General features: G+C 52.6%; 10 protein-coding genes. 6 read left to right on the top strand and 4 right to left on the bottom strand.

What is annotated here, in order from left to right; genetic code table 11:
• Positions 1–9: 9 nt before the first annotated feature.
• Positions 10–1,344: an arginine/agmatine antiporter gene (gene adiC, locus AC6I8T_RS17490; RefSeq protein WP_497829521.1), complete on the bottom strand. Its 1,335-nt coding sequence runs from the start codon at positions 1,342–1,344 to the stop codon at positions 10–12.
• Positions 1,345–1,865: 521 nt separating this feature from the next.
• Here adiC and AC6I8T_RS17485 point away from each other — a divergent pair.
• The 4 genes from AC6I8T_RS17485 to yfiB all read left to right on the top strand — a co-directional run bounded on the left by AC6I8T_RS17485 (position 1,866) and on the right by yfiB (position 5,391).
• The gene (locus tag AC6I8T_RS17485) at positions 1,866–2,792 is read left to right on the top strand and encodes a proline dehydrogenase family protein (RefSeq protein WP_497834183.1); all 927 of its coding nucleotides are present in this window, start codon (positions 1,866–1,868) and stop codon (positions 2,790–2,792) included.
• Positions 2,793–3,135: 343 nt separating this feature from the next.
• Positions 3,136–3,705 carry a regulatory sequestration protein YfiR gene (gene yfiR / locus AC6I8T_RS17480; RefSeq protein ID WP_208725545.1) on the top strand — a complete coding sequence of 190 codons (570 nt, stop codon included), beginning with the start codon at positions 3,136–3,138 and terminating at the stop codon, positions 3,703–3,705.
• A 1-nt stretch (position 3,706) separates the two neighbouring features.
• A complete protein-coding gene (gene dgcN / locus AC6I8T_RS17475; RefSeq protein ID WP_208723623.1) occupies positions 3,707–4,921 on the top strand; it encodes a diguanylate cyclase DgcN/YfiN in 1,215 nt (404 codons plus the stop codon).
• Positions 4,918–5,391, top strand: coding sequence for an outer membrane lipoprotein YfiB (gene yfiB, locus AC6I8T_RS17470; RefSeq protein WP_036625454.1), 474 nt, complete (start codon positions 4,918–4,920; stop codon positions 5,389–5,391). The genes dgcN and yfiB overlap by 4 nt, the downstream gene beginning before the upstream one ends.
• Before the next feature lie 83 nt (positions 5,392–5,474).
• On the opposite strand, the gene AC6I8T_RS17465 is transcribed toward yfiB, so the two are convergent.
• Both AC6I8T_RS17465 and AC6I8T_RS17460 read right to left on the bottom strand, forming a co-directional pair.
• Positions 5,475–6,719, bottom strand: coding sequence for an LVIVD repeat-containing protein (locus AC6I8T_RS17465; RefSeq protein WP_208723624.1), 1,245 nt, complete (start codon positions 6,717–6,719; stop codon positions 5,475–5,477).
• A gap of 8 nt (positions 6,720–6,727) precedes the next feature.
• Positions 6,728–7,792 carry a sugar ABC transporter substrate-binding protein gene (locus AC6I8T_RS17460; protein WP_208723625.1) on the bottom strand — a complete coding sequence of 355 codons (1,065 nt, stop codon included), beginning with the start codon at positions 7,790–7,792 and terminating at the stop codon, positions 6,728–6,730.
• A 204-nt stretch (positions 7,793–7,996) separates the two neighbouring features.
• Between AC6I8T_RS17460 and AC6I8T_RS17455 the strand changes: the two genes are divergently transcribed.
• Positions 7,997–9,082 (top strand): oxidoreductase, encoded by a 1,086-nt coding sequence (locus tag AC6I8T_RS17455; protein ID WP_208723626.1) that lies wholly within the window; start codon positions 7,997–7,999, stop codon positions 9,080–9,082.
• Positions 9,083–9,166: 84 nt separating this feature from the next.
• On the opposite strand, the gene uxuA is transcribed toward AC6I8T_RS17455, so the two are convergent.
• Entirely contained in the window at positions 9,167–10,231 is a 1,065-nt protein-coding gene (gene uxuA / locus AC6I8T_RS17450; RefSeq protein WP_036625611.1) for a mannonate dehydratase, read from the bottom strand.
• A 370-nt stretch (positions 10,232–10,601) separates the two neighbouring features.
• Here uxuA and AC6I8T_RS17445 point away from each other — a divergent pair, with 370 nt between their 5' ends.
• On the top strand, positions 10,602–11,549 hold the full coding sequence (locus AC6I8T_RS17445; protein WP_208723627.1) for a sensor domain-containing diguanylate cyclase: 948 nt from the start codon (positions 10,602–10,604) through the stop codon (positions 11,547–11,549).
• Positions 11,550–11,552 lie beyond the last annotated feature (3 nt).

Below are 11,552 nucleotides of genomic sequence, written 5' to 3'. Positions count from 1 at the left end.
ACTCCTTGTTTAGTCGTTCTGCGGCTGGGCATCAAGGGGATAGGGGTTTTTATGGCGGCGGTTGTAGTTGATGGTATACATCGCGGTGATCACCATCAGGGCGACAAAGGACCACATGACTTCCTGGGCACCAGAACCCACCACTGCCCAGATGCAATACAGGAACGCGAGCAGGGTGATGCCAGCATAGGCAGGACGTTGATTACCCAAATGACCATGTCCCACCAGCAGCAGGGCGGCGCAGGTGTAGAGATAAGGGACAAGGGTAAAAATCACCGATACGGAAGAAACCAGGGCGAACTGGGCGGTGGCATTGGGGGAAATGGTGGTCAGCTGAAATATCGTCATCAGAATGCCGAGAATCACCAGCCCGGCGACCGGTACGCCCTGTTTATTGGTTTTGCTGAATATCGGCGGGAAGAGACCATCATTGGCGGCGGCCTGCGCGGTCTGGCTGGCTAGCAGGGTCCAGCCACCTAACGATCCCAGACAACCTGCGGCGGCACAGAAGGTCACCAGTGCACCCGCGGTATTCCCCAGTGCCATGCGTGCCGCATCGCCAAAGGGCGAGTCGGACACGCGCAAATCAGCATTGGGTATCATGCCCATAATCGCTGTGGTGGAAAGGACATAGCACACTGCCGCAATCAGCACTCCGCCAAGGGTGGCTATCGGTACGTTACGTTTGGGATTCTCCACCACGGCGGCTGCCACTGAGGCACTTTCGACGCCAATAAATGACCAGAGCGTCACGCTTAAGGTACTTTGGATGGCGCCAAACGTACCCTGTCCGCTGACATTCCACGCGCTCATATAAGTGGCACCGCTAAACCAAAACCAGCCAAAGATGGCGACGGCCAAAATAGGAAATAATGCCAACACGGTGGCAACAGCCTGCACTTTAGTAATCATCCGTGGGCCAACAATATTTAAAATCACGAACAACCAAAGAACCGCAATACAGGTAAAGGTCAGTACCAGTGGGTTTTTTAATGCCGGGATGAAATAACTTAAATATCCGACACCTATCACCACCATCGCAATATTACCAATCCAACAGGCCAGCCAATAAAGCAGGTTGGTCTGGTAGCCTAAAAATGGACCAAAAGCGCGTCGGGCATAAGCATAAGAGCCACCAGGGCTGGGATCGAGCGAGGACATTTTGGCATAGACAATCGATAATGACAGCGCGCCAATAATGGTCACCAGCCAGCCGTAAATGGCGATGCCACCGGTGTTGGCAAGGCTGGCGGGCAACAGAAAAACGCCGGAACCCATGATATTGCCAGCCACCATTAATGTTACAGGCACTAATCCAACTTTCTTACTTTCAGGCGTAGCCATACACCCTCCATGTCGTGTTATTTAGGGTATAAACAGCGGGGAATTTTTTAGTGAATCATATCTATAGTTGATAATTATTTGTTTTGCACAAGTGGAAGTGGGTAATTTTTATCGTCGCTTCGTTTAAATTTATCCTTTGTGTTGTTTTATAGGAGTTTTTAAATTTTCAAACTGATATATCAGAAAATAAAATAAGGTTTTTTTTCATTGGTAATATCTGTTAAATAACGTTTAAATTAGTAACCAATTAAATTTATCCCCCTATAACAATCAGGGCAATCAGCCGGGTTGACAGAACACAGCAAACTCGCGCAATCTGCCAGCCTTCTTTGTTCCAATGACCTGACAGGAAACATTGCACTGTGAATGCTGCTGCCTGGCCTCCTCTGACAACTGCACACCTCTGAGCTACGCGCGTAACGCGCGGTCATTGCTCATCTGATGCGTGACCGATGCTTAAAGTATCGGGAGACACGTTTGTGCCCGGATTCTGCGCATGTTGTGCTGAATCAGGTAATCTATTGTCTGAGAACCAGAAAATGCATTTTATTGATGTGTTAGTTGCCCGTAGTCTGCCTTTTATTCCACGCGCTATCGTTAAGCGTTTGTCCACGCGTTATCTGGCCGGTTCCACCCTGGAAGAGGCGTTGCAGGTCATTCAAAACCTGAATCGTGCCGGGTTTGGCGTGACGCTGGATGTGCTGGGCGAATCTGCCACTTCTGCTGCTGAAGCCGATGCGATGAACGCCGCCTATGCCACGGCTATTGCCGCTATTGCTGCCAATAATCTTGACGCTGAATTATCGATTAAACCTTCGGCTTTAGGGTTACTGAATGATGAAGCGCAGTGCGAAGCGCGTATCCGGCAGATCCTGACGCAGGCGACACAGGTAGCAAAAACCGCCACACTGGATATGGAAGATCTGCAATGCACGCAGAAAGAGCTGAATCTGTTGAGTCGTTTGCAGCCGCACTATCCCGATCTGGGGATTGCCGTTCAGGCGTACTTGCAGCGCAGCTATGCGGATATCAATCAGTTAATGGCCACACGCAGCCGTTTACGTATCTGCAAAGGCATTTATCAGGAAGACCCGCAGTTCCTGGTGGCTGAAGCCAGTCGGGACCGCTCGGCGATCAATCCCCATTACCTCGCTCACGTTAAGCGCTGCTTCGCTGAAGGGCTGTTTGTCAGTGTCGCGACACATGACGAAGCGTTGATTGACGCGGTGGTTGCCCTGGCAAAAGCGCAACATGTTGCGCCTGATGCTTTTGAATTTCAGATGCTGCTGGGTGTGTGTGAAACCCTACGTGCCAGAGTGCATGCCCTCGGCTTTGCTGTGCGGGTGTATGTGCCCTATGGTGCCGACTGGTATGGTTACAGCACCCGACGTTTGCAGGAGAATCCGCGCATTGCCGGTTACATACTGCGGGCATTGATTAAGCGCTAACGCCGAAACCGCCAGTCATTTGTGACTGGCGGTTTTCGTTGGTGAGGCAGAAAAATCCGATAAAATCGCGGGAAACTGTCCTTTTCGGCATTTATAAATTTTAAAATGGATCTGTTTTTTGCCATTAACTACATGAAAAATTTATTTTTTAATATTATAAATCGATCCATTTAATCATTATATTTTTGTTTGCTGTCAGGACCAATAATTACCAAACCTTCGCCACAATACCCGGTACAATTTGCCCCAGTTCTGCGTTATTTCTCTTAGGGTAATGGCCGGGATCTATTCATATTTCGACGACGATGGTAAAATTTTACCCATAACCTTCAGGGATGGATGTATGCCAATAAAATCAGAAAAACTCCGCATCCCGAGTGGAATGCATTCCTTTATGTCGGTTATTACCCTGACCAGGATGTTCATTATCTCTCTCCCTTGTATCTTCCTGTTTATTTTAATGCCCTCGCGTGCCGTCGCTGCACAAGACGACGCTGCGAATCGCATTGTCAGCGGGATTATCAGCTTTACGCATTGGCCGGGTCTGGAACGTCTGCCGAAACTCTGTGTGCTGCCTTCTTCACAGCATCTCTCTTTGCCGTCAACCCAGACGGGCAATGGCTATACGGTGAGTTATCTCGTCAGCGAGAATGATCTGTTAACCGCGCAGTGTGATGCCGTGTATTTTGGCGCTCAGTCCCCGCAGCAGCAGGCACAGTTGCTGGAGCAAATCAGCAACAGACCCGTTCTGGCGATTGCTGAAACTAACCCGGAATGTACCATTGGCGCGGCTTTTTGCCTTATTTTCCATCAGGATAAAACGGTGTTTTCTGTCAATCTCGATTCACTGGCCCGGAGCGGTGTGAAAGTAAATTCAGAAGTGTTGTTACTGTCTCGCAAAGGAAGTCAGTAAGATGAAATTCGAAGATATAAAAACAGAAAAATCATCTATACGGAATAAGTTACGCAAAATCAGTACCATCAATGCTGCGGTTATTTTACTGCTGTGCTGGTTATTACTTTTTTCCACCTCCATGTTGTTTATTAAAAGTTATGAGAAAAGAAATCTCGAACTTATCGCGAATACGTTAAGTACCAGCCTGACTGCGGCCACCGTATTTGAAGACAGCTATGACGCGAAGAAAAAAGTGGTACTGCTGGGTTCGCAGGGGATGTTCTCTGCGGCAAAACTGGTCTCGTCGGAACAAACGGTGTTAGTGGACTGGCAGGATACGACCAATGACGATAGCCGGTTTCAGCGCCTGCTGCGCCAATGGATCTATGCCGAACCTTTAACGGTGAATGTAACCCATGAAGATGCTGTGGTGGGGACGCTGACGCTGTCGGGGACCGTAACCAATGTGGCTGATTTCATTGAATACTCAGTCATTATTCTGTCCTGTAGCATGATTTTCGTTTTTATTGTTTCGTTTCTGGTCAGTGAGCTTTTGCATCGTGGCATTCTTGCCTCCTTCAGAAATATCACCAGCACCATTCATTATGTCATCCGTTCCGGGGATTTTTCCCCACGTATTTCTGGCAGTTCCACCAAAGAGTTTCAGGTGTTCTCCGAGGACCTCAACTCGTTGCTGGCAGAGATGCAAACCCTGAAAGCTTCACTGCTGCGGGATAATAAGTCACTGGCGGCTAAAGCGCTGAAAGATCCATTGACCGGGCTGGCAAACCGGACGGCATTTATCAGCAAACTGAATCAACTGCTGGATCAGCAACTGGCGCAGGAAAATTTCGTGCTGTTGTTTCTGGATGGTGATCGTTTCAAAAGCATTAACGACACCTGGGGCCATGCCGCAGGCGATGAAGTGCTGCAAAGCATCGCTTCCCGACTCTCTGGCCTGGTGACGAAGAGTGACCTGGTGGCGCGTCTGGGAGGCGATGAGTTTGCTATTTTGATCACCAGTATGACCAGTGAAGAGGAGTTGCAGCAGCTCACCACCAGGATTGAAACGAGTATCACGCAAAAGATCGCCATTTCGGCAGGCGTCAATATCACCACGTCCGTGACGATTGGTTATGCCTGGTCGCAACACGGTGATTCTGTGACCTCGATTCTTGAACGTGCAGATATGCACATGTACAAAAATAAAGGGATTACAAAGGTATCAGGATGAAAATTAAAGCTTTCCTTCTCTTGTGCATCATTGCTTGCGCCGGATGTCAGTCAAAAAGAACCTTCACGGACGAGCAAATTGCGGCTATGCGTCAGGAGGGCTTCAGCCCGAATGCCGAAGGCTGGGGACTGGGGATGTCTGACAAAATTCTGTTCGGTATCAATGAGTCAGAACTGACGCCAGAAAGTAAAACTACCATTAACCGTATGGCGACCAATCTGGCCGCGACCGGTATTGAGCATTTGCGTATTGATGGTCACACTGATAATTACGGCACCGACAGTTACAACGAACAGCTGTCACTGAAGCGCGCCAACGCGGTGGCAACGCAGTGGGCTGAGGGGGCATCGCTGCCGCGCAGCAACATTGAAACGCGTGGCTTAGGAAAGAAATATCCGGTGACCAGCAATAACAACGCCCAGGGACGTGCGCAGAACCGGCGTGTGGCGGTGGTGATTACCGCGCCATAGCCCTCTCTGTCGCGCGATAAATCCCGCCGCTACAAACTATCGAACATTCCGTAGCGGCGCGATTTATCGCGCAGAAAAGTTGGCTACCCCAGATACTCAATAATCGATAACCCACCGTTGTAATCGGTGCTGTAGATTATCCCCTGCGCATCGACAAACACATCACAACTCTGAATCACCTGTGGGCGATCGGGCCGGGTGTCCATCATGCGTGCAGGTGGTGCGGGCACCAGTGCGCCCGTTTCTTTGGGTTGATACGGATTGGAGATGTCGTATGCGCGCACGCCAGCATTCTGGTAAGTGGCAAAAATCAGCGTGTCACTAACAAAGCTGCCGGGTCGATTCTCATGCAAATTATGCGGGCCAAAATGCGCCCCTTTTGCCACATAATCGCGTTCATCAGGTTGCGGGAAGGTGGCGATGCTCACCGGGTTGGCCGGTTCGCGGATATCAAACAACCAAATCAGCTTCTCGCCATCTTGTTGGTTATCCAGCACCGCTTCATCCAGCACCACCAACAGATCGCGCGCCGGTAACGGCAGCGCGGTATGAGTGCCTCCGCCAAAGGGAGGGCTCCAGTTGCGATGGCTGATGAGTTGCGGCGCGCTGCGATCGCTGACATCCAGCAGCGTCAACCCGCCATCGCGCCAGCATCCATAAGCGGTATCGCCGCTGATAATCGCGTGGTGCAATGCATAACGTTTCCCTTCCGGCCAGTCAGGCGTTTCACCGCCAGCGGTATGCATGCCCGGCAGCCACCAGCGTCCGGCGACGGCAGGGCGTTGCGGATCGGCTAAATCAATGGTCAGCAAAATATAATCGCTGAAACCCGCAATCAGCGCAGATACATAGGCCCAGCGCCCGCCAACATACCAGATACGATGGATGCCAATGCCATCGAGCGCGAGAAAGGCGATTTCACGCGGCTGCGCCGGTGAGGAAATATCAAAAATGCGCAGCCCGGATTGCCAGCTTGTTTCCTGAATATCCGCCGTGGTCTGGCCAACCGCGCGGGTGTAGTAGACCTTTTCATCCGCGAAACGCACATCAGCAAACAGATCACGCGCGTTGATCACCAGCAACAGGTCGTCATGGGCCTGCAAATGCACATTCCAGGTACCGGGTGGCGCGGCGACATAGTTGACGGTTTTGGGTTGGCGCGCATCGCGTACGTCAATCACGCTAAAGCCTTGTGACACCATATGGCCGACGTAAGCAAAACCGCGATGCACCATCACCTGCACGCCATCCGGGCGTCCGTCCTGAACGCTGTGCCCAATCAGCCGCATGTTGCGGCTGTATTCCGGGGTGGGGAGTGAGGTTGTCATGGCTGACCTCATTGCGCTTTGGCGGCCAGGGTGGCAAACCACGGCGCGACAAAATCGTTACTCTGGCCCCAGCCGGGGATCACTTTTTGCAAAGCTGCCACGTTGGCCGCGCCGGGTTGGCCGGTGACCAACGATTGTGGGATAGCCGAAGCTTTAAAGTCATAACTGGCCGGAGTGGCTTCACCCGCCAGTTTATACGCAATCAGGCGCATATTGATGGCACCAATCAGCCGGGGATCGACTGCCACGCTGACCTTCCACGGGCTGTTTTTTTCGCGCATCAACTGCAAATCACCGTTGGAGATATCGATGCTGTAGAGTTTGATTTCAGTGCGTCCATTCTCCTGCAAGGCTTTATAGGCACCCTGGCTGAAGGCATCCCAGGTACCCCAGATGGCATCGATTTTCCCTTTCGGGTATTTCGCCAGCAGCGCACCGACTTTGTTGGCGGTATCGCCCTGCACATCGGCAGAAACCGCGCCTACGGACTCCAGTTCATGAATGCCGGGATTGGCTTTCTTGATCTCCGCCCAGGCAGCCTGACGGCGCTCCATCGGCGGGAAGCCCGCCACCCACAATTTGATGATGTTGGCTTTGCCGTTGAAGTCTTTGATTAACGGTTGCAGCGATAGTTGTGTCAGTGACGCGTCATCCTGCTGCGTCACCGTAACGCCCGGCGGCGTGTTATCCACCGATGTATCAAAAACGGACAGCGCAATGCCGCTGTCATGAATACGTTTCACCAACTCGGTGGAGTAGGGCGCGCGTCCCTGTGACAGGATGATGCCGTCATATTTCTGGCTGATCGCCTGATTCACAAAGTCCTGAAAACGCGCATCGTCGCCCTGACTCAGGAAGGTACTGACTTTAAAGCCCAACTGTTTACCCTGCTGGATGGCTCCGGCGACAAACTGGGTGGTGTTATCGTCGGAACCCAGATTGCGGATCACTGCCACCCGAATCGGTCCCTGATGATTTGCCAACGCCGCAGGCAGCGGTGCCAACGTTTGCGCGGCACTGGCAAAGCTGCTGATCAGGCTCAGCGATAACAACGTAACGGCCAATGATTTCATGCAATTTCCCCGAATGGTGATGAATGATAAGCAGGTGGCGCGCCGCCGATTTTTATTGTGGTAAGCGGGCGATCTGTGCGGATTTTTCATCCTCCGCGTAAGGTTGGCAATCAAGGAAAAGGCATAAGTAATGCCAGATAAATCATTAGCTTTGCAGGCAGCGGAGGTTGACGATAACGGTTTCTTTTTCAGGGAAACCCCATTATGAGCGAACATCCGATTCAGGTCGTACCCGGCCCGGCCAACTACTACTCACATCCCGGCGCCATTGCCCGACTACGTGATTACTACAGCGAAGATCAGCTGCGCCATGCCATCTGGGTGGGTGGGCGCCAGGCACTGGCAGCGGCACGGCACTGGCTGGAGCCGTTGACGTTGCCAGGGGCGATTGTTGATATCTTTGGCGGCCATTGCAGCGCGCATGAGGTCACGCGGTTGGCGCAACGGGCAGGCAACGATCGTCAGGTGGTGATTGGCGTCGGCGGCGGTACGGTGCTGGATACCGCCAAAGCGCTGGCGCATCGGTTGAATTTGCCGGTGGTGACGATACCGACCATCGCCGCCACCTGCGCGGCCTGGACGCCGCTTTCCGTCTGGTATAACGAGGCAGGCGAAGCGCTGCATTTTGAAATCTTTCCCCACGCCAACCATCTGTTGTTGCTGGAACCGGAGATCATCTTGCAGGCACCAGCGCGTTATTTGCAGGCGGGCATCGGCGATACGCTGGCGAAGTGGTACGAGGCGGTGGTACTGGCACCGCAGCCAGAAACCCTGCCGCTGACGGTACGGCTCGGGCTGGATGTGGCGCAGACGCTGCGTGATGTCTTGCTGGAGAAAAGCGCCGCCGCGCTCAGCGACCAGCGTGCGCAGCAACTGACGCTGGCGTTCCGCGATGTGGTGGACGCGATTGTCGCCGGGGGCGGCATGGTCGGGGGACTTGGTGAGCGCTATACACGGATTGCGGCGGCACATGCGGTGCATAACGGCTTAACGACCCTGCCACAAACGGCAGCGTTCCTGCACGGCACGAAAGTTGCGTATGGGATTCTGGTGCAGAGCGCGTTACTGGGGCAACACGACATCACCCGGCAACTGATTGCCGCCTATAAACGCTTCGATTTACCCACCACGCTGGCGCAGTTGGACGTGGATATCCGCCAGCGCGATCAGGTCGATCGTGTTATTCAGCACACGCTGCGTCCGGTAGAATCGATTCATTATTTGCCGGTTACGTTGACGCCTGCAACGCTGTGGGCAGCGATTGAGCAGGTAGAGGCGCTGGGCGTTTAAACAAAACTGCGCGATAAATCGCGCCGCTACAGCACGGAACATTGTGTAGCGGCGCGATTTATCGCGCATGTCAGTACAAAAGGATCAACGCTTACTCAGCGCTTCCCACAGTCCCAGCAGGTAGGTGGTGCCCAGTGCGCGGTCATACAAACCATAACCCGGGCGGCCGGTTTCTCCCCAGATAAAGCGACCATGATCGGAACGGATATAGCCGTCGAAACCATTGTCGTACATCGCCTTCAGCACCTGATACATATCCAGCGAGCCATACTCGGTGGGGTGTGCGCATTCATAGAAATCCTTGTCCTGAATGATTTTGATATTACGCACATGGGCAAACGGGATGCGTTTGCGGCGTGAGAATTCGGCCAGAATCGCATACACATCGTTCTGCGGATCTTCAGCGATCGAGCCGGTACACAGGGTAATACAGTTGGCTGGTGAATCGACCACATTACAGATCCAGTCGAGATCGTCGCGGTTTTTGACCACGCGCGGCAGACCGAAGATCGAGTACGGTGGATCATCCGGGTGGATCGCCATCTTCACACCCACCTCTTCACACACCGGGATCACCGCTTTCAGGAAATATGCCAGGTTTTCACGCAGTTTTGCGTCATCCACCCCTTCATATTTAGCAAACAGCTCCTGCACTTTGGCCAGTCGCTCCGGTTCCCAGCCAGGCAGAACAAAACCGTTGGAGCTGGCCAGTACCTCTTTCACCACTTCGTCGAGACTTTTATCGATACCTTTCTTCTCGAACGCCATAGTAATGGAGCCATCCGGCAACACGTAATTCATTTCGGTCTTCATCCAGTCGAACACCGGCATGAAGTTGTAGCAAATCACCTTCACCCCGACTTCGGCCAGGTTACGGATGCTTTGCTTGTAGTTCTCAATATATTGGTCGCGACTTGGCAGGCCGATTTTGATGTCGTCATGAATGTTGACGCTCTCAATCACTTCCACGGTCAGGCCCGCAGCATGTGCCTGATCGACCAGCGCTTTGATCTTATCTTTCGGCCAGGTTTCACCCACTGGCACATCGTAGAGCGCACCGACGATGCCACGCACGCCCGGCACCTGGCGAATATATTCCAGCGAAACTTTATCTTCTTTCGGACCAAACCAACGCATTGTCAGCTGCATAATGTCATCCACCGTCATCGTGTTTCTGTGATAACTGCTAAGCTACCATTCTAGTATTCATGATGACAGCACCCTGCTGCTGATAACCCTTGATCCGTGTCACAGAACACAATTTATCCGTTGGCCGCGCGCTGGCGACCACGGATAAACCGCACCAGCCCAAAATGCAATCTTAATCCGGTCGCAGATATGTCTCATTCACTACCAGAAATAGTTAAAAACAGCGTGGTTTGCTGCTAATCAGCAAGCGGAACGGTATAACATCTGATTTTATGGCGATTAAACGCCACTGATCGGCTTTTCAATTGGGGCATTTACAGAATATTCCTGGCAGGCACAATAAACCTTATTTGCTCGCCGTCCGTGAATTATGTCCGATGAAGCGCTGCTCCAGCAGATTCAGAACCTGAAAAAGCATAATGCGCGACTCAAGCGTATAGCGCATGACGCCCGCAATAAGCTGAGCGCAGCGCTGGACGGCACCGGGCTGTGCCTGTGGCAACTGGATATCCCCAGCGGCAAATTGGTGATTTTTAACCGACGTTGGGGAGCGATGCTGGGCTTCCAGCCGAAAGAGTTGAACGCGAAGTTTGAAGTGTGGCGCGAGCATCTGCACCCCGAAGATGCGGATGAGGTGCTGAAAGCGTTCTACGACCATATCGAAGGCCGTGCTCCTTATTACGAAGCGTTGCATCGCATGGTGGCGAAAAACGGCACCATCACCTGGGTGCTGGATCGTGGACGCGTCAGCGAATGGGACGAGCAGGGCAACCCGTTGAAGGTGACGGGTACGCATATCGACATGACCAAAGAGAAGAATTATGAAGCGCAGCTATCGACGCTGGCGAATCATGATCCGCTCACCGGTCTTACCAACCGTCATTCGCTGCAAACCCATTTCAGTCAGATGAAAAAGCAGGGGCCGCTGTGCCTTGCTTATATCGATCTGGATAACTTTAAACACGTCAATGACACCCTCGGGCATCGCAGCGGCGATGAAGTGTTGATGCAGCTCAGTCAGCGGATGCGGGATGCGGTGCTGTCTTCGGTGGTGATTGGTCGTATTGGCGGTGATGAGTTTGTGCTGTTGATGCCGTTTTTGATCGACTTCCCTAAGGTGAGAATCATGGCTCAGACTCTGCTGGATGCCGCCCTCACACCGTTCGAACTGGGGAATGGCACGGCAGAAATTGGCGCATCGATTGGGATTGCGCAGGTACAGGTGCAGGATAGCTTCGACGACGCACTGATGCGCGCCGATGAAGCCATGTATAGCATTAAAAAGAACGGCAAACAGGGCTTTGGCCTGGTGCCCTAACAG

The organism is Pantoea sp. X-Soil-OKNW-556, assembly GCF_059730695.1.
This window is presented reverse-complemented; position numbering and strand designations above follow the sequence as displayed.